At 72.0% G+C, this 17,289-nt stretch carries 15 protein-coding genes; 9 read left to right on the top strand and 6 right to left on the bottom strand.

Annotation, left to right across the window (positions count from 1 at the left end; all coding sequences use genetic code 11):
* Positions 1 to 117: 117 nt before the first annotated feature.
* The 5 genes from LNW73_RS33965 (at position 118) to rox (ending at position 7,467) form a co-directional block, all read left to right on the top strand.
* Complete coding sequence (locus LNW73_RS33965; protein ID WP_250992659.1) at positions 118 to 1,431, top strand: flavin monoamine oxidase family protein; 1,314 nt, start codon at positions 118 to 120, stop codon at positions 1,429 to 1,431.
* Positions 1,424 to 2,857, top strand: coding sequence for an aminobutyraldehyde dehydrogenase (locus LNW73_RS33960; RefSeq protein WP_250992658.1), 1,434 nt, complete (start codon positions 1,424 to 1,426; stop codon positions 2,855 to 2,857). Before LNW73_RS33965 ends, LNW73_RS33960 begins: the two co-directional genes overlap by 8 nt.
* A 322-nt stretch (positions 2,858 to 3,179) precedes the next feature.
* Positions 3,180 to 4,910: a hypothetical protein gene (locus LNW73_RS33955; RefSeq protein ID WP_250992657.1), complete on the top strand. Its 1,731-nt coding sequence runs from the start codon at positions 3,180 to 3,182 to the stop codon at positions 4,908 to 4,910.
* A 64-nt stretch (positions 4,911 to 4,974) separates the two neighbouring features.
* Positions 4,975 to 5,763 carry an SDR family NAD(P)-dependent oxidoreductase gene (locus LNW73_RS33950; RefSeq protein WP_250992656.1) on the top strand — a complete coding sequence of 263 codons (789 nt, stop codon included), beginning with the start codon at positions 4,975 to 4,977 and terminating at the stop codon, positions 5,761 to 5,763.
* A 270-nt stretch (positions 5,764 to 6,033) separates the two neighbouring features.
* Entirely contained in the window at positions 6,034 to 7,467 is a 1,434-nt protein-coding gene (gene rox / locus LNW73_RS33945) for a rifampin monooxygenase (protein WP_250992655.1), read from the top strand.
* 62 nt (positions 7,468 to 7,529) lie between these two features.
* On the opposite strand, the gene LNW73_RS33940 is transcribed toward rox, so the two are convergent.
* Complete coding sequence (locus LNW73_RS33940; RefSeq protein ID WP_250992654.1) at positions 7,530 to 8,570, bottom strand: Lrp/AsnC family transcriptional regulator; 1,041 nt, start codon at positions 8,568 to 8,570, stop codon at positions 7,530 to 7,532.
* A gap of 195 nt (positions 8,571 to 8,765) precedes the next feature.
* On the opposite strand from LNW73_RS33940, the gene LNW73_RS33935 reads away from it, so the two are divergent.
* Positions 8,766 to 10,241, top strand: a complete 1,476-nt coding sequence (locus LNW73_RS33935; protein WP_250992653.1) for an MFS transporter — start codon at positions 8,766 to 8,768, stop codon at positions 10,239 to 10,241.
* 36 nt (positions 10,242 to 10,277) lie between these two features.
* Here the strand turns inward: LNW73_RS33935 and LNW73_RS33930 are convergent, their stop codons facing one another.
* From LNW73_RS33930 to LNW73_RS33920, 3 genes are all read right to left on the bottom strand, one after another.
* Positions 10,278 to 11,081 carry a class I SAM-dependent methyltransferase gene (locus tag LNW73_RS33930; protein WP_250992652.1) on the bottom strand — a complete coding sequence of 268 codons (804 nt, stop codon included), beginning with the start codon at positions 11,079 to 11,081 and terminating at the stop codon, positions 10,278 to 10,280.
* Positions 11,082 to 11,169: 88 nt separating this feature from the next.
* Positions 11,170 to 11,664 carry an SRPBCC family protein gene (locus LNW73_RS33925; protein WP_250992651.1) on the bottom strand — a complete coding sequence of 165 codons (495 nt, stop codon included), beginning with the start codon at positions 11,662 to 11,664 and terminating at the stop codon, positions 11,170 to 11,172.
* A 58-nt stretch (positions 11,665 to 11,722) separates the two neighbouring features.
* Positions 11,723 to 12,730: an SMP-30/gluconolactonase/LRE family protein gene (locus tag LNW73_RS33920; RefSeq protein ID WP_250992650.1), complete on the bottom strand. Its 1,008-nt coding sequence runs from the start codon at positions 12,728 to 12,730 to the stop codon at positions 11,723 to 11,725.
* A 105-nt stretch (positions 12,731 to 12,835) separates the two neighbouring features.
* On the opposite strand from LNW73_RS33920, the gene LNW73_RS33915 reads away from it, so the two are divergent.
* Positions 12,836 to 13,795, top strand: coding sequence for a helix-turn-helix domain-containing protein (locus LNW73_RS33915; RefSeq protein ID WP_250992649.1), 960 nt, complete (start codon positions 12,836 to 12,838; stop codon positions 13,793 to 13,795).
* 139 nt (positions 13,796 to 13,934) lie between these two features.
* Here LNW73_RS33915 and LNW73_RS33910 read toward each other — a convergent pair whose 3' ends face one another.
* Positions 13,935 to 15,101: a copper resistance D family protein gene (locus tag LNW73_RS33910; protein ID WP_250992648.1), complete on the bottom strand. Its 1,167-nt coding sequence runs from the start codon at positions 15,099 to 15,101 to the stop codon at positions 13,935 to 13,937.
* A 237-nt stretch (positions 15,102 to 15,338) separates the two neighbouring features.
* Between LNW73_RS33910 and LNW73_RS33905 the strand changes: the two genes are divergently transcribed.
* Together LNW73_RS33905 and LNW73_RS33900 are read left to right on the top strand one after the other, a co-directional pair.
* Positions 15,339 to 15,800, top strand: coding sequence for a hydrolase (locus LNW73_RS33905; RefSeq protein WP_250992647.1), 462 nt, complete (start codon positions 15,339 to 15,341; stop codon positions 15,798 to 15,800).
* A gap of 159 nt (positions 15,801 to 15,959) precedes the next feature.
* The gene (locus LNW73_RS33900) at positions 15,960 to 16,598 is read left to right on the top strand and encodes a DUF4232 domain-containing protein (RefSeq protein WP_250992646.1); all 639 of its coding nucleotides are present in this window, start codon (positions 15,960 to 15,962) and stop codon (positions 16,596 to 16,598) included.
* An 83-nt stretch (positions 16,599 to 16,681) separates the two neighbouring features.
* Here the strand turns inward: LNW73_RS33900 and LNW73_RS33895 are convergent, their stop codons facing one another.
* Entirely contained in the window at positions 16,682 to 17,275 is a 594-nt protein-coding gene (locus LNW73_RS33895; RefSeq protein WP_250992645.1) for an ester cyclase, read from the bottom strand.
* Positions 17,276 to 17,289 lie beyond the last annotated feature (14 nt).

Below are 17,289 nucleotides of genomic sequence, written 5' to 3'. Positions count from 1 at the left end.
CGTGCACCCGGCTCCCGGGCCCCTGGGCTTCCGAGCCATGGGCTCCGCCGGGCCGGCGGAGCGGTGTGCCCGGGCGCGGTCGACGGCGCCGGACACCGAGACAAAGGACTGAACGAGATGAACCATGACGTCATCGTGCTCGGCGCCGGGCTGGCCGGACTCGCCGCGGCCCGGGACCTGGCGGCAGGCGGCGCCGACGTGCTGGTCCTGGAGGCCCGGGACCGGGTGGGCGGAAGGGTCGAGCAGGCGGCGCTGCCGGACGGACGCCGGGTCCAGCTCGGCGGAGAGGTCGTGGGCCGCGCACACACCGCGTACCTGGGACTGGCCGCGGAGCTCGGTCTGGAGCTGATCCCCAGTTATGTGGCGGAGCCGGGACTCATCACCCGCTCCACGCCGGAGGCCGACTCCGCCGGCGATCCGCCCCACTGGTTCGGGCCCGGGGACCAGGCACAGCACGAGCGGCTCACCGCCGAATTCGTGGCCATGGCCGCGACCGTCGACCCTGCCGACCCGTGGTCCCATCAGGAGGCGGCCGTCCTGGACCGGCTCTCGGTGGGCGGCTGGCTGCGCTCGCGGCACGCCTCACCCGCGGTGGTACGGCTGTGGGAGATCGGCCAGCTCAGCCTCGCCAGCGGATCCTACGAGCGGACCTCACTGCTCGCCGCGCTGCGCAAGAACGCGGCGGTGCCCAGCGCCGGGCACTACGACTACGAGGACTGGGAGGGGCTGCGGCTGGCCGCGGGTTCGGCGACGATGGCCGAGGTGATGGGGCGTGAACTGCGCTCCCGCGTCCGCCTGGGGTCGCCGGTGGCGGCCGTGGACATCCGGCCCGGCCGCTGCACCGTCCGCCTCACCACCGGCGAGACCCTGACGTCGGGCGCGGTGGTCAGCGCCCTGCCGGTCGGCCCGCTGCGCTCGGTCGCCGTCACCGGTGTCAGTGATGAGCGGCTCGCCTCGCTGCACCGTCAGCGCAACGCCGTCGCGGCGAAGTTCGCGGCCGTGTACACCGAGCCGTTCTGGCGGGCCGGCGGACGCAACGGCCTGTCCGAATGCGAGGGCACGCTCGGCTCCACCTGGCCGCAGGAGGACGGAATCCTGTCGGCCCTCGTCCCGCCCGAGCGGTACGGAGTCCTGCTCGGCACCCCCGCCCATCTGCGTACCCCGGAACTGCTCGGCGAGATCGCTGGACTCTACGGGGAGCAGGCCCTGCACCCCCAGTCGTGCTACCTGCGGCTGTGGGGCACCAATCCCTGGACCCAGGGGTACGTCACCCAGTGGACACCGGGCGAAGTGATGGCGGTGGGCCCGCTGCACGGCACGCACGAGCCACCGTTCTACGTGTGCGGCTCCGACCAGTGGGTCGCCGGATACATGGAAGGTGCGGTCCGTACCGGTCGCGCCGCCGCACAGGAGGCGCTGACCCGTGGCTGACACCCCTTTCCTCACCAGCGTGACCAACCACATCGGCGGAGCCGACGTACCGGCCGCGTCCGGAGCCACCACCCGGCTCATCGATCCCGCCACCGGACAGGTCAACGCCCGCGCGCCGCTCTCGGACACCGCCGATGTCGATGCGGCGTGCACAGCGGCGCAGGCCGCCTTCGAGCGCTGGTCGCTGACCACACCCGCCGAGCGCCAGCGCGCGCTGCTGCGGATCGCGGACGCCATGGAACAACACGCGGACGAGTTCGAGGCGGCGGAGGTGGCCGACACCGGCAAACCGCCGGAGCTGTTCCGTACGGACGAACTGCCCGCGATCATCGACGCCGTACGGTTCTTCGCCGGCGCGGCGCGCGGTCTGCCCGGCAGCGCCGCCGCTGAGTACACCCCGGGCCGCACCTCGGTGCTGCGCAGGGAACCGGTCGGGGTGTGCGCGCAGATCACCCCGTGGAACTACCCGCTGATGATGGCGGTCTGGAAGCTCGCCCCGGCTCTGGCCGCGGGCAACACCACCGTACTCAAGCCCGCCGACACCACACCGTCCTCCACGGCGCTGCTCGCGCGGATCGCGGCCGAGTTCCTGCCACCGGGGGTGCTCAACGTGGTCTGCGGCGACCGCGACACCGGACGGGCGCTGGTCGGCCACCCGGCGATCCGGCTCATCGCCGTCACCGGCAGCGTACGGGCGGGCCAGGAGATCGCCGCGGCGGCCGCCGCGGACCTCAAGCGGGTCCACCTGGAGCTCGGCGGCAACGCACCTGTCCTGGTGTACGACGACGCCGACCTCGACGACGCCGTCGGCCAACTGGCGTCCCTCGCCTTCTACAACGCCGGCCAGGACTGTACGGCCGCCACCCGGATCCTGGTCCACCACCGGGTGCACGACGCGTTCCTGGCCGCCTTCGCCGAACAAGCCGCGCGACAACTCCCCGGCGCCCCCGGGGAACCGGACGCCGCCTTCGGCCCGCTCAACAGCGCCGCGCAGCTCAGCTCCGTACGCGACCTGCTCAACCGGCTGCCGGACCACGCCCGGATCGTCGCCGGTGGCTCCGCCCTGTCCCGGCCCGGTTTCTTCCACCAGGCCAGCGTCGTCGCGGGGGTGCGCCAGGACGATGAGATCGTGCAACGGGAGGTCTTCGGCCCGGTCGTCACCGTGCAGTCCTTCGCCGACGAGACCGAAGCGGTCCGACTCGCCAACGGCGTGCCGCAGGGCCTGGCGGCCAGTGTGTGGACCGGTGACCACCAGCGGGCGATGCGCGCCACCCGGGCGCTGGACACCGGGATCGTGTGGATCAACACCCACGGCACGACGGTGTCCGAGATGCCGCACGGCGGCGTCAAGCACTCGGGCTACGGAAGCGACCTGTCCCTCGCCGGACTGCTCGACTACACCCGGGTGAAGCACGTGATGCTGTGACCACCCGGCCCCGGGCCGCCAGATCACCGCCCCGCCGGCCCGGGGGCGTGCGGACCGCCGAGCCCTGAGCGGCATTCTGAGCGCCGAGTGAACGGGAAACGAACGTTCGTCGCCCAAGGACGGCCATCCCGCGCGGATGTCGTTCCGGTGTGCCCATCGGCTCATAAGCTCACGCATGGCCGGCGATGAAAGCCGCGCACCACTCGCGCCAGGAAAAAGGTCACTCCCCATGCCACTGCGAAGCGCCGTCGCCCCTTCGCCCGTGGGGGCGCCGCCGGAAGCGCAGAAACCCCCGTTGGCCAGGGGGAGCGCCGCACGACTGGTGCGTGCGAGCTGGTTCTGGCCGGTCGCTGTCGCGGCCGGCTACGTCGGGCAGGTGTTCTTCCGGCTGGCTCTGGTCACCGGCGAGAACTATCCGACGGTGGGGCCCGACGAGCACATGTACCTCGTTCTGGCGCGACTCCTGGCGGGCGGCTCCGCGACCGAGATCCCCAGCGACATGGTGATCCCCGGCGGATACCCGCTGTTGATCTCACCGGCCCTGCGGATCACCCACGATCCCGTCCAGGCGTACCACCTCGTCCTGGGCATCAACGCGCTGCTGAGCTGCCTGGTACTGCCGCTCGCCTATGGCGCACTGCGAAGGCTGGACGTGCCGCGTCCGGTGTCGTACGTGCTGGCGACCGTCGTGGTGATGCTGCCTCCGGTGGTCTTCTACTCACAGTTCGCACTGGCCGACACCCCGCTCCCGGCGCTGGTACTGGCCTGGCTGATCGGTGTTCACGGGCTGCTCTCGGAGGGTTCGTTCCGCCGGAGGTGCGGATCGGGGATCCTCGCCGGCGGCGCGGCGGGATTCAGCATGATGGTGCACGACCGCGGTGGTGTGGTCGTCGCCCTGACCTGCCTGGTTCTGCTGGTGGCCTTCGTGCGGAACTGGGCGCCGCGCCCGGCGACCGCCGCGGCGCTGTCGGCCCTCGCGCTCATGTATGCCACGCAGCGGGAGCTGGCCCAGTGGCTGCTGTCCCGCCTCGACGGCACCCACCCCAGTCAGGTGGGCAACGCCGTATGGCAGGCGCTGCGCACCCCGGAGCTGTACCAGCGCACCGTCATGCGGTGGATCGGCCACACCTGGTACTTCGTCACCTCGACATACGGCATGGGCGCCCTGGGCCTGGTGGTCTGCTGCACCTGCCTGGCCAGTACCAGGGCGCCGCGCGCGGACCGCGCGGTCGCCTTCCTGACCGTGGCACTGCTGCTCGGCGTATCGCTGGCCGCCGCGGCCGCCCTGCCCACCGACCGCCGTATCGACACGATCGTCAACGCCCGCTATCTGTCGCCGCTGGTGCCGGCGCTGTTCCTGGCGGGCGCCGTTGCTCTCCACCGGATCAGGGGCCGCAGAGCGCTCGTTCGGGCCGCGGTGGCGGCGATCGCGCTGACCGTGGCGCTCTCCGCGGCTCTGACCGTCCTCGCGGGGGACCGCTTCCGGAAGCTGAACTTCATTCTGTGGGCGCTTCCGGACAGCACGTTCCTCTCCAGTCGCTGGTCCGGCGACTGGGGTGTCTTCTCCGTACCGCTGACCACCGTGACAGCCCTGACGGTCTTCACCGCCACCATCCTGCTCAGAGGGCTGCTCAGCACTCGGCGGCCCGTTGTGGCGATGATCGGCGTCGGCATGGCGCTGACGCTGTTCGCCGGATGGGCGACGGTGACGATCACCCAGCACGTCTCCCGGCCGACTCTCGCCCGCGGGTACCCGGACGCCACCGGCTTCATGGACCAGGCACGGATCCGGCCGGGCGACCGGCTGGTGATGGACCTGGGCCTGGGCTGGCGCACCCGGTTCGCGATGGCGTACATGGTCCTCGACGGCCGGGTCTGGACGCGCGACCTGGCCGGCCCCGACACCCCGCCGGACGGCGCGAACGTCGCCGTGACGACCGTTCGCACGGCGTCCGCCCCCGCTGCGGACAGCTGGCCGAAGGCTCCCGCGGGCTGGCATGTCGCCGTGGTGATCCCGCAGCGCAACCTGGTCGTCTGGCGCCGCGGCGGGTGACTCCGCCGCGTCCGCGCCGCTGCCGGCCGTTCAGCCCCGGAGGTAACCGGGTAGTCAGTCGCGCATGAGACGTTTCGAGGGATACGGAGTACTGATCACGGGCGCGGGCCGCGGCATCGGCGCGGCCACCGCCCGCCGGCTGGCCGATGAGGGCGCCCAGGTGCTGGTCACCGACCTGGAAGGGGACCGCGCCGAGAAGGTGGCGGCCGGGATCCGGGAGTCCGGAGGCGCGGCCGAGGCACTGCCCTGCGATGTGGCCGACCGCACCGCGGTCGAGGCTGCCGTCGCGTACGCGGTACGGCGTTTCGGCACACTGGACGTGCTGGTCAACAACGCCTGCGCCTGCCATCCGGACGCCCCGCTCTTCGAGGACGAGACGGACGAGGGCTGGCACCAGGACCTCGACATCACCCTCACCGGCGCCTTTCGCTGCGCCCGCGCGGCCCTCCCCCACCTCGCGGCCGCACCCGGCCGCCGGGGTGCGATCGTCAGCATCGGCTCGGTCAACGGCGAGCAGGACTTCGGCAACCACGCCTACAGCGCCGCCAAGGCGGGTCTGGCCAGTCTGACGCGCACCCTCGCCGGTCACGCGGCCCCCCGCGGTGTCCGGGTGAACCTGGTCGTCCCCGGCACGGTTCACACCGAGGCCTGGGCGGGGCGCGAGTCCGCCCTGCGAGCAGTCGCCGGCCACTACCCGCTCGGCAGGGTCGGTCAGCCCGACGACATCGCGGCCGCGGTGGCCTTCCTGGCGTCCTCGGACGCCGCCTGGATCACGGGTGTGACGCTCCCGGTCGACGGAGGCATCCTCATCGGCCAAGTGGGCCTGCGCCGCGCACTGAGCGAGGAAGACTGACGCCAACTGATCCCGGGCGACGGCGGCCTGGCGACTGGACTTCCGCACGACGGCTGACAGCCTGGCCGTGGTCGCCCGCGATATCGGACGGGAAAGGGAAAGGAGGGAACCCACTCCTTTCCACTCTCAACATATAGCGCACCGGGGGGCTTGCGGCAAGGCCCCGGTCGTGCCGCAGAATGGCCGGCCAAGGCCAGGGCCTGCGGAAATGACAGATTCGTGAAGGGCCTGCGGCCGGCCGAAATCCACTGTCGCTGAACGGGTGTTGTGATGATTGACGTGATCGTGGTCGGCGCCGGACCGACCGGTTTGATGCTGGCCTGCGAGTTGCGGCTGCACGGCGTGCACGTGGTCGTGCTGGAGAAGTTGACCGAGCCGACCAAGGAGTCCCGGGGGCAGGGCCTGCACGCTCGCAGCGTCGAGATCATGGACCAGCGCGGCCTTCTCGACCGGTTTCTCGCGGTCAGTGAGAAGTTCCAGGTCGGCGGGCTCTTCGGCGGCATCATGAAGCCGTGGCCGGACCGGCTGGACACGGCGCACCCGTACGGCCTGGCCACTCCGCAGCCGGTCAGCGAGCGGCTGCTCGACGAGCGTGCCGTCGAACTCGGCACCGAGATCCGGCGCGGTTGCGAAGTGGCCGGGCTGAGCCAGGACGAGGACGGGGTGACCGTCGAGCTGGCCGGTGGCGGCGGGCACCTTCGCTCGCGCTACGTCGTCGGGTGCGACGGCGGCCGCAGTGCGGTGCGCAAGCTGCTCGGCGTCGGTTTCCCGGGCGAACCCTCCACGGTCGAGACGCTGATCGGTCAGATGGAGGTGACCGAGGATCCGGCGACGATCGCCGCCGTCGTCGAGGAGGTCCGCAGGACCCAGCTGCGATTCGGTGTCACCGGCCCCGACGAGGACGGGGTGTGCCGCATCATCGTGCCCGCCGACGGGGTGGCCGAGGACCGTGCGGCCGAGCCGACCCTCGACGAGTTCAAGCAGCGGCTGCGGTCGATCGCCGGCACCGACTTCGGCGTCCACTCGCCGCGCTGGCTCTCCCGGTTCGGCAACGCCATCCGGCAGGCCGAGCGCTACCGGGTCGGCCGTGTCCTGCTGGCCGGCGACGCGGCGCACATCCACCCGCCGGCCGGCGGTCAGGGGATGAACCTCGGCGTGCAGGACGCGTTCAACCTGGGCTGGAAACTGGCCGCCGCGGTCAACGGCTGGGCGTCCGACGGTCTGTTGGACAGCTACCACGCCGAACGGTATCCGGTGGGCGCCCGTGTGCTGAACAACAGTCGCGCGGGGATCACGCTCCTGGGGACCGATCCGGGTGCGACCGCGTTGCGGGAGCTGTTCGGGAAGCTGATGGACTTCGAGGAGGTGAACAGGTACGTGACCGGGATCATCACCGCCGTCGACATCCGCTACGACTTCGGCGAGGGCCATGAGCTGCTCGGCCGCCGGATGCGGGACATCGAGCTCAAGCAGGGGCGGCTCTACGACCTGCTGCACGAAGGCCGCGGCCTGCTGCTCGACCGGACCGGTCGGCTCTCCGTGGCGGGCTGGGCCGATCGGGTCGACCATGTCGTCGACGTCAGTGAGGAACTGGACGCGCCCGCGGTGCTGTTGCGGCCGGACGGCCATGTGGCATGGGTCGGTGACGATCAGCAGGACCTGCTCGGCCGGCTGCCCGAGTGGTTCGGCGCTCCCGTCGGCTGAGCCGGCGGTCGCGGCTCGACGGGGTGCCGCCGAAGCCGCCGAGAGCGGCGCGGTCCGGCCCGTCACCCGACGCGCAGCGTCGCGGCGGCCTTGTAGGTGCGCAGGACCGGCGCGGTTTCGATCCGTGCGATCGCGTCCAACGCCACCTTGCGAGTCAGGTAGTGGTGCAGTTCCTCCGCGTCCCGGCACAGCGCGTGCGCGACCAGGTTCGTCGGTCCGGTCGTCGCCGCGACCACCGCCAGCTCATGGTGCCCCGCCAGCTCGGTGGCGACCGCGTCCAGATGCGAGGGCGCGATCTGCATCCACAGCAGCGCCGACACGGTCACACCCAGCAGCGACGGGTCGATGTCCACATCGAAGAACAGCGCGCCGCGCGCCCGCAGTTCGGCGAGCCTGCGGGACACCGTGGACGCCGTCGAACCGGTCGCCGCGGCGAGCTCGGCGTAGCTGAGGCGGGCGTCGTCGCGCAGCGCGTCCAGCAGGAGGCGGTCCGCGTCGGTGAGCAGGTATACGGGTTCGCCCGACGCGGTTCCCGCCGTGCTCGTGCCCGTGCTCGTGCCCGTGCTCGTGCCCGCGCCCGTGCCCGGCCCTGTTCCGGTGACGCTTTCGTCGCGCAGCCGTGCCTGCTGGGCGGCGTCGAGGGTGTCGACGCGTCCTCGCCACGCGGTCGGCCCGCCGAGGTAGGTGTGCAGGAGGTAATGCGCGGACACGGCGGTGATCCCGGCGGTGCGCGGGATGTCGCGCAGCAACAGCGCGTGCGCGTCGGGGCCCGTGGGCGTGGTGTGGATGATCGCGACGATCTCGGTGCCGCCGGAGGTCAGCCGCACCCACGACGTGTCGGAGCGGCGGGCGAGCGCGACCGCGATGTCGTGCGCGGTGCGCGTCGCGGCGGTCAGCCGCACGAACCACTGGTGGGTGCCGGAGCTGCGCGGCGCGGGCAGCGCGACCACGCGAAGGCCCGCTTGCGCGGACAGACGGCGGTAGCGGCGCACCACGGTCTGGGTGGAGCAGCCGAGGATGTCGGCGACGAGCGTGAACGACGCCCGCGCGTCCACTTGCAGGGCATGGATCAGGCCACGATCCAGATCGTCCAGTACGAGCATATCCACCACGCTAGCCCACCTCGATGGCAGTAATCACTGAACTCAGCCGCAGAAGTGGAACCACCTGCCGGTTGGGCGGGACGGTGGTGACGCGCCGGCGGATCGCCGTCCGGACTTCCGGCGCCCGACCGACCCCGCACCACAAGCCGCGCACGCACACCGCACACCGCACACCGCACACCCAGGGGGAGACGCATGTCCCACAGCACCGGCCACGGCACGCCGATCGACACCGTCACCGGCCCGGATCCGCACCCGGACGGACCCGGGCGGCCGCCCGCGTACCGGTGGCGCTGGCCCGCGTTGGCCGCGCTGCTGGTCGCCGAGGCGATGAACCTGCTGGACGCCACGATCGTCCAGGTCGCGGGCCCGGTCATCCACACCGATCTGGGCGGCTCGGACGCCGCCATCCCGTGGTTCAGCGCCTCCTACACCCTGATGTTCGCGCTCGGACTGCTGACCGGCGCCCGGCTCGGCGACATCGCGGGCCGCCGCCGGATCTTCCGCATCGGCGTCGCGGCGTTCGCCGTCACGTCCCTGGCGTGCGCGCTCGCGCCGACGGCCGGGACGCTGATCGGGCTGCGCGCGCTGCAGGGCGCCGCGGCGGCGCTGATCATCCCGCAGACGTTCGGCCTGATCCGGGCGATGTTCGACGGTGCCGAACTGCCCAAGGCGCTGGGCACGATCGGCCCCGTCATGGGCCTGTCGGCGGTCCTGGGCCCGGTGTTGGGCGGGCTCCTGACGCACGCCGACCTGTTCGGCTCGTCGTGGCGCGCCTGCCTGCTGGTCAACCTCCCCCTCGCCGCCGTCGTGCTGGTCGTCGCACGGCGGCTGCGCGAGGACCGCGCACCGGTCCGGCCACGCCTGGACCCGGTGGGGACGGCGCTGGCGATGGCCGGCACGGCGCTGGTGGTGTGCCCGCTGGCGACCGGCGCTCCGGGGCCGGCCGGATGGGCGGCGGCGGGCGCGGGCGCGGCCGTCCTGGTGCTGTTCGTCGCCCACCAGCGCCGCACCGCGCGCCACGGCCGGCCCCCGCTGATCGAACCGGCGCTGCTGCGCGGCCGCGCGTTCCCCGCCGCGCTGGCCACCTCCACGCTCTTCTTCGCCGTCATGAACGGCGTCATGATCACCGTGGTCCTGCACCTGGAACTGGGCCTGCACCGCGGCCCGCTCACCGCGGGCCTGACCCTGCTGCCGTGGTCCGCCGGGCTGGCCGCCGGATCGTGGGCCGCGGGCGCGTACCTGGTCCCCCGGCACGGGACCCGCGTCCTGCACGCCGGGATCGCCGCCCTCGCCGTCGGACTCGCCGCCGCGGTCCTCGCCTACCGCTCCGCCGCGCCCGACGCGTACCCGACGGCCCTGCCGTTCGCGCTCGCCGTCGCGGGCCTCGGTACGGGCCTGTTCACGCCGCCGTTCTTCACCACCGCGCTGCGCGGTGTCGGCCCGCAGGAGACCGGCTCGGCGGCCGGGCTCCTCAACGCCGTCCAGCAACTCGGCGGCACGCTCGGCGTCGCGGTGATCGGCGGCGTCTACCTCGCAGGAGACGGCACCCCGCGCGGCGCCGCGCAGGCCGCGCTCGGCACGGCCGGGGCGATCCTGGCGGCGACCGCGATCGCCGCGGCCGCGATGACGGCACGGCCCCGGGACCGGACGGGGAACCGACAGGCGTGACGCGATGGTCGCCGGTGCCGCTCCCCCGCTCGACCGCTACGGGCGGCGGCCCCACGCGGAGACCAGCGGAGCTGTGGCCAGGTCCAGGAGTCCGGTGTCGACGTCGGCCAGGTGGCGGTCGATCTCCTCATCGGTCGCGAGTCCGGCCGCCACGAGCTGACCGCGGATCTGCCGCACGGTGGCGGCCTCGAGGACGGTGCAGGCCGGCGAAGTGATGGGGAAGTACGCGTCGGCCTGTACGTCCTCCAGCCCTGCGCCGCGCAGCAGCCGGGGCAGCGTCCGGCCGTAGCCGAGGTCCGCACCACGGGCCGCCATCAGTTCACGGAATCCGGACCGCAGACGGTTGGCGAGCCGCTGCTCAGGACCCGACTCGTCCGGGCAGAGCGGCGGCTGCAGCCCGGGGTCCGCGTCCTCCAGGAGCAGCGCACCTCCCGGACGGAGCGCCTGGACCATACGGCGCAGCGCCTCGGCACGGTCGGTGACGTGCACCAGCACCAGCCGGGCGTGCACGAGGTCGAAGCCGCCTGCGGGTGGCGGGTCGGCCGCGACGTCATGGCGCAGTACCTCGACGACATCGTCGGCGATGCCCTGCGCCCAGGACACGTCGATGTCGGTCGCGACGACCGTTCCGCCGGGCCCGACCCGCGCGGCGAGCCCGGCTGCGACGGAAGGGCCACCGGCGCCGACCTCCCAGCACCGCATCCCCGCTGTGATCCCGAGCCGGTCGACGTGCCGGAACGTCACCGGATCGAACAGCTCGGCCAGCGCGCCGAAGCGGACACCCACCTCCGACTGCCGGTTGTCGAGCAGATAGCCGCGGTCCGGGTCGTGCGCCGTCATGTCCTCATCGCCTTTTCACTGGTACCGACTCGTGCCGCATCGTGCCGCCTGGTGCCGCCTGGTCGTCAGTATGCCGACCAGGCGGCGGTCAGCGGTGGTCGCCGCCCTCGGCGACCCAGCGCCCCAGCGAGACCAGCGTGGTCTCCACGCTGTCCGCCATGTGCGCGCGCAGTGCCTCCAGATCGGCGCGGGTGCTGCCCAGCACCGGGTCCAGCGCCAGCAATTGCCAGGACTGCTCCGCCACGGTGCCGGTGCCGAGCGGACGGAACGTCCAGCTCCACCGGACGAGTCCGTCCACGACGAAGGCGAACGTGTCGCCGGGCTCGGCCCGCACCACCTGCGAGCGGCTGGTCCACTCCCGATCGCCGCGCCGGCTGCGTCCGGTGAACCAGGCGCCGGCTTGTGGGCCGTCGCCGTCGTCGTAGCGCACATCGCTCACGTTCGGACTCCAGGCGCTGATCATCGACACGTCGCTCACCAGCTCGTAGACCTCCGGCGGGGTGGCCGCGATCCAGGCCTTCCTGCTGAAGCGGAAGTCCTCGGGGGCGAGGTGTTCGAGGGTGTTCTGGTAGGGGGTGGTCATGGAATCTCCTTTCGTGGCCGGGGCCCGGCGACTGCCGGGCCCCGGCTGTGACGGCTCGTCAGCAGTGCGGCTGAATGCGCGCGGTGAGCAGGTTGGGGTCCCGCTGGGTGAGGTATGCGGCCGAGGTCACGTACACGGTGTCACCGCGTACGGCGAGGGCCGTGGGGTTCTGCAGGCCGTCCTGGGCGCTGAGCACGATGGTGTGGGTACCGTCGGGCTCCACCAGGGCGACCTGGTCGGACTGGTCGAGGGCGGCGACAATCCGGTCGGTGCGCCCGATGAAGTCGAAGTCGTCGATTCCGGGGAGCTGGTCGGCCCTGATCTCGGCAGGACCCGCCGTGCCGTTCCTCCTCAGCGGGAACCGGAGCACGGTGCCCTTGTCCATGTTGGACACCCAGACGGCGCCGTTGTGCACCTTCAGCCCGTTGGCGCCGAGGAATCCGGTCGAGGCCAGCTCGGGGCCGCTCGCCCAGACCGTCGCGTCACCGCCGCTGGTCGGTACGCGCCAGATGACACCGCGGACCGAGTCGGTGACGTAGAGCCGGTGGTCGTCGAGAGCCAGCCCGTTGGGCAGGCCGTCGGCCGGCAGCGCGGCGATCCGCTGAGGGGTCCCTCCGGGGGTGAGCCGCCAGACGCCCGTGAGGTCGCTGGTGCCGGTGGCGTACAGGAAGTACAGCGTGCCGTGCGCGTCCCTGACCAGGCCGGTGACCAGCGGAAAGCCGAGAACCGGAGTGTGCACGCCGCCGTCGGCCGGTGCGGGCAGGGTCGCCAGCACGCGGATCGCTCCGTGGCGGGTGATCTGGGCTATCTGGCGAGCGGCGGAGAACGACACGTCGATGCTGCCGTTCGGTTCCCAGACGATGTTCTCCGGCATCTGTCCGCCGGCGAGGTCGAAGTGCTCAGCGATGTGGGCGTGGGACAACGGCGCTGTGGCCGCTGCCGCCGAGCCGGGAAAGCCGGCGGAGAGGGAGGCCACCGCGATGGCGGCGACCAGGATGTTCCTTGCGAACTTCTTCGACACGTTCTTCCCTGCGTCGTGGATGGTGGTGCAGGGTCTGCCCTGCATGAGGCCCCACTGTGGGTGCGCTCCGCAGTGGGCAACCAGCCCAAGCTCTGCCTATCCCTGGCCGGGGCAGGCTGCGCGTGGCGTCGTCGCCGCATACTCGGTGCCATGGACGCACACGGACAGCTCGGCACCTTCCTGCAGGCGCGGCGGGCGCAGCTGCAACCTCAGGACGTCGGCCTGCCGACCTACGGCGACCGCCGACGAGTCCCCGGCCTGCGGCGCGAGGAGCTGGCGCTTCTGGCGGGCGTCAGCGCCTCCTACTACACGCGCCTGGAGCAAGGGGCCTCCTGCCACGCCTCCGTGGAGGTGCTGGACGCCATCGCCGGCGCGCTGCGCCTGGAGGAGACGGAGCGGCTTCACCTCCGTGACCTGGCCACTGCCTGCCGACACCGGCGCACGGTCCGCCGCCCTCCCGCCGAGCGGCTCGCCCCGGCCGTACGCGACCTGGTGAGCGCCCTCGGCGAAGTACCGGTCGTCGTGACCGGGCGCCGCAGTGACGTGCTGGCCTGGAACACCCTGGGACACGCACTGCTGGCCGGGCACGTGGACCCGACCGGCCCCGAACGCCCAGCGGACCGTCCGAACATGGCGCGGCTGGTCTTCCTGGACGCTCACGTCCGTGAGCTGTACGTCGACTGGCCGGCGAAGGCACGGGCCGTGGTCGGCAATCTGCGGCTGGTGGCGGGACGGCATCCGCAGGACCAGCAACTCACCTCGCTCATCGGTGAACTGACCACGCGGAGCGCCGAGTTCGCGGGCATGTGGGCCGACCACCGGGTGCGGGCCTGTGACTCCGCCGAGTACGAACTGCGGCATCCGCTGGTCGGTGCCCTGACGGTCGGACAGCAGACCCTGACCGGGGCATCCGAACCCGAGCAGTCCGTGGTCATGGTCACCGCAGCCCCCGGATCGGCCTCCCAGGCCGCACTGAAGCTCCTCGCCCAGGCCACCATGACCGGAGCCGGGGAACTCATGACCGAAGCCGGGGAACTACCGTCGCGGCGAAGCGCCCTCGCGAGCTACGAGCAGGAGGCGGAGCCGGACGGCAGCCGGTCCGCTCGGTAGCCGTTCCCCGTCTCAGCCGTCCGAGGCGAGGCGTTCGCTTGGACGGGCACCCCGATCCCCGTTCAACCGGCCGGGGCCGCGTCACATGGGACGACGAGCGGCCCCACGGTCGCCGGACGGCATCGGCCCGGACCGACGGTCAGCTCGTGGCCGGGACCTGGCGCCGCGCGAGGGCGTCGGAGACCCTGACCGTGATCCAGAAGGAGGCCGCGAGGGTGAGCACCAAGGCGGCGCCCGCCGCGAAGATGCTGCCGCTCGAGACGGCCTGCGGGCTGCCTGCCTGAGAGCGGGCGGAACCGGTGAGGAAGGGCATGACGGCCAGCACCGCGACGCCGAGGGCGACCTCGACCCAGACGACCTTCGGGAAGTGGCGCAGCGTCAGGTGCAGCAGGGAGCCGGAGGAGTCGGCGCGACGGGCCTGGGCGATGCGGGGCATCAGCCAGAACTGGTTGACGCCACCGGCCACGACCATGGCGAGGACCAGCAGGATCTTGATGAGCAGGGCGAACCCGTAACCGGTCGTCCACAGTTGACCCAGACCGCCGACGTGCTTCCAGCTCATCCACAGGCCCGAGGTGAGCACCGCGCCGACGCAGACCATGGCGACCAGGCTGAACCGGCGCCAGAGGTCCGCCCACAGCACACCGGCGTTCCCGCTCAGCCGGCTCCGGGCGCCGGCGAGGACCGAGAGCAGGGCCAGGCCACCGATCCACACCGTGCCGCTGATGATGTGCAGCTGGCCCAGCAGCGGGTCCAGCACGTGGTCCGTGTCCTTCGGCGCGGTGGCCGGTATCCCCGCGATGAGCGTCACCGCGAGCGACAGCGGCAGGGCGGTCAGCGCGAGGGCGTTCAGGTGGCGTCGCACCCGGGGGGCGAACAGGGCGATCAGAACGGCGGACGCCACCACGAGCACCACGTTCTGCACCAGGTAGAGCGTGCCCTGCGCCACCCACGCGCCCTTCCCCGCCGGTGCGCGCAGGAGGTCCCAGATCCGCCCCGGCGCCATCGCGTCACCGAACGGCATCCCCTTGCCGGCCCTGGCCACCCGGCCGGCCAGCTGGAAGTAGCCGGCGACCAGCAGGACGACTCCGGCCCAGGCCAGGTGGAGCGACGTTCTTCGACGCAGAACCTCGGTGTCGCCGGGTTCGTTCCCCGGTGCACGAAGCGCGGGGCGGACGGTCGCCACGTACGTCGTCGTGGCACCGATGGCCCCGCACAGGCCGAGGAAATAGCCCGATTTGGTGAGGACTCGATAGAAAGGAGGCGTGGTGTATCCGGCCGAGGCGGCCAGGTGAACGAGGGCCATGAAAGGGAAGGCTAACCTAACTTTTAAGGGGGCCTGTCTACACCGCCTACGTTGATCGTTCAACTGTTATCGACCGGAGATCTCGAGGCCGACCGCGAGCACCGAGGCACGTGGGTCGGTAGCCTCAGCCACCGCGCCCTCGTCGCCTGGGCCCTCCTCGGGCCCGAAGTCGTACCCTGCGCTACGAACCCGACTCCCCCAGGTTCGCTCTTGGTTCGATCGTCTGAGGTGGACACCATGGAACCGCTCCTCCCCCGGCTTCCGGCCCCCTTCTGGACCGTTCCGTACGCGGGTGCCCGCTTCCCGGGATCGACGGCCGTCACCCGCGAGCCCGGCCTCGCGGCGGGCGCCAACTGCCAGCTGTTCGCCTACGAGGTACTCCGGCACTTCGGCCTGACCCCGCCCGCACTGCGCTCCAGCGACCTCTGGGACGACACGGACACCACCGTGCGCGCCCAGGTCCTCAAGCCGCTCGACCTGCTCCTCTTCAACGGGACCGACGATCCCTACGGCGCCCACGTCGGCGTCTGGACGGACGACGACGCGGTCCTGCACCTCTGCGCGGAGGTCGGCCGTCCGGCCGTCTGGAGCCTGGCCGACTTTGCCGCACGGGAGCGCTACCGAGTCTTCATCGGAGCCAAGTCGGTCACTGCCCCGTACCGCGATGGAGGGAGTTCGGCGGTTCACGGGAAGGTGTGACGCCACTTGTTGCTCGGGTGGTGACCGGGGGGCCGGGGGGAGACACGCCGGCAATCGTCGTCGAGTCGGCAAGACACCGTCACCAAGCCGTGAAGGTTCTACGGGAGGGTTGTCCTCAGCCAAGCGCGCTGTCGCGCTTCTCATCGGGGGGAACACCACATGAGCACCGTTCGCAGAGCCGCCGTCGTCCTCGTCGCCGTATCCGCGCTGGCCCTGACCGCCTGCGGGCCCAGCGACGACGACGCGGCGGGCGGGGGACCCACCGCGAGCCCGAGCAAGGCCGCGAGCCCGACGAAGCCCGCGACGCCGTCCAAGACGGCGAAGCCCGTTGCGTCCCCGAGCAAGAGCCCGTCCGGCGGCGGCTCGTCGTCCGACCCCGACTACGACGTCTTCCCGTGCAGTACGTACGACCTGAAGTTCACCGCGAGCCTGGCGGAGCCCACGACCAGCAGCTACCTGCTGAAGATCACCAACAAGGGCACCAAGGCCTGCAGGGCGCTCGGTCATCCGAGCGTGACCTTCGGCGATCTGGACGGGCAGGCCACACGGCGGGGCACGGCCCCCGCCATAGAGAAGGCGATCCGGCTCGAGCCGGGCAAGTCCGCCTACGCCGGGCTCATGGGCGGCGCCGACGACGGCAAGGGCAAGACCGTCAACTCGATCGCGATGACCATGGACACCGAGTCGGATCTGACGCAGACGCCGCTCAAGGCAACGACTCCCAAGCTGTACGTCTCGCCCGGCAAGAACTCCGTGACCGCGTGGATGGACAACGCGGAGGACGCGCTCAGCCTGTAGGCGTGCGTCACTCATCGCGTTCGGGACGAGGGGCGAGGGGCGGCGCTGGCGAGGGGCCGCGCTGGCGAGGTCCGGCATGTGGTTCAGAGCGCCTGGAGCTGGGTGAGCAGGAGCAGCGTGTCGGTGTTGACCCAGTACTCCACGAACCTGCCGTCCTGGACGCGGAGGGTGTCGGTGCCGGTGAAGGTGACCACGGTCCCGGGCTTGGCCTTGGCGCCGGGGAAGCCGCCGGCGTAGGTGCCGGTGGCCTTCCAGCGCACGGAGCCGAAGCGGCCGTCGACCACCGGGCTGACCTCCGCGGTGAAGCGCAGATCCGGGAACGCCGCGCGCGTCTGCGTGATCCAGTTCACCAGGCCGTCGACACCTCGGATGGAACTGCCGTCACCGCCGTCGAGCAGCGCGGCGTGCACCCGGAGGCGGGGCGAGATGATGCGCGGCGCCTGTGCGAAGTCGCCGTTCCAGAGCCGGATCCATGCGTCGAACATCGCCTTCGGCTTGTTCGGGGAACCCCGATGGTCCTGTGCGGTGCCGGTCCGCTCGGCCGTGGCGGTGGGCGAGCTGTCCGCGGCGGCGGCCGTGGCGGTCAACGCCAGCGCGGCGACCGCGGCGGGCAGGAACAGCCGCGCCCGGCGGAAGTTGGCGGTGAAGGCGGGCGTGCGGGTCCGGGTGGTGGTCATGGCGGTTCCTCGCG

The organism is Streptomyces sp. RKAG337 (genome assembly GCF_023701715.1).
Classification (GTDB): Bacteria; Actinomycetota; Actinomycetes; order Streptomycetales; family Streptomycetaceae; genus Actinacidiphila.
The sequence above is the reverse complement of the archived record's forward strand: the minus strand, read 5'-3'. Positions and strand labels throughout refer to the sequence as shown.

Excerpts from the sequence above, each read along its gene's own strand:
- LNW73_RS33965 (WP_250992659.1), top strand. The coding sequence starts at position 118 with ATGAACCATGACGTCATCGTGCTCGGCGCCGGGCTGGCCGGACTCGCC.
- LNW73_RS33950 (WP_250992656.1), top strand. The coding sequence starts at position 4,975 with ATGAGACGTTTCGAGGGATACGGAGTACTGATCACGGGCGCGGGCCGC.
- rox (WP_250992655.1), top strand. The coding sequence starts at position 6,034 with ATGATTGACGTGATCGTGGTCGGCGCCGGACCGACCGGTTTGATGCTG.
- LNW73_RS33940 (WP_250992654.1), bottom strand. The coding sequence starts at position 8,570 with ATGCTCGTACTGGACGATCTGGATCGTGGCCTGATCCATGCCCTGCAA.
- LNW73_RS33935 (WP_250992653.1), top strand. The coding sequence starts at position 8,766 with ATGTCCCACAGCACCGGCCACGGCACGCCGATCGACACCGTCACCGGC.
- LNW73_RS33930 (WP_250992652.1), bottom strand. The coding sequence starts at position 11,081 with ATGACGGCGCACGACCCGGACCGCGGCTATCTGCTCGACAACCGGCAG.
- LNW73_RS33925 (WP_250992651.1), bottom strand. The coding sequence starts at position 11,664 with ATGACCACCCCCTACCAGAACACCCTCGAACACCTCGCCCCCGAGGAC.
- LNW73_RS33920 (WP_250992650.1), bottom strand. The coding sequence starts at position 12,730 with ATGCAGGGCAGACCCTGCACCACCATCCACGACGCAGGGAAGAACGTG.
- LNW73_RS33915 (WP_250992649.1), top strand. The coding sequence starts at position 12,836 with ATGGACGCACACGGACAGCTCGGCACCTTCCTGCAGGCGCGGCGGGCG.
- LNW73_RS33910 (WP_250992648.1), bottom strand. The coding sequence starts at position 15,101 with ATGGCCCTCGTTCACCTGGCCGCCTCGGCCGGATACACCACGCCTCCT.
- LNW73_RS33905 (WP_250992647.1), top strand. The coding sequence starts at position 15,339 with ATGGAACCGCTCCTCCCCCGGCTTCCGGCCCCCTTCTGGACCGTTCCG.
- LNW73_RS33900 (WP_250992646.1), top strand. The coding sequence starts at position 15,960 with ATGAGCACCGTTCGCAGAGCCGCCGTCGTCCTCGTCGCCGTATCCGCG.
- LNW73_RS33895 (WP_250992645.1), bottom strand. The coding sequence starts at position 17,275 with ATGACCACCACCCGGACCCGCACGCCCGCCTTCACCGCCAACTTCCGC.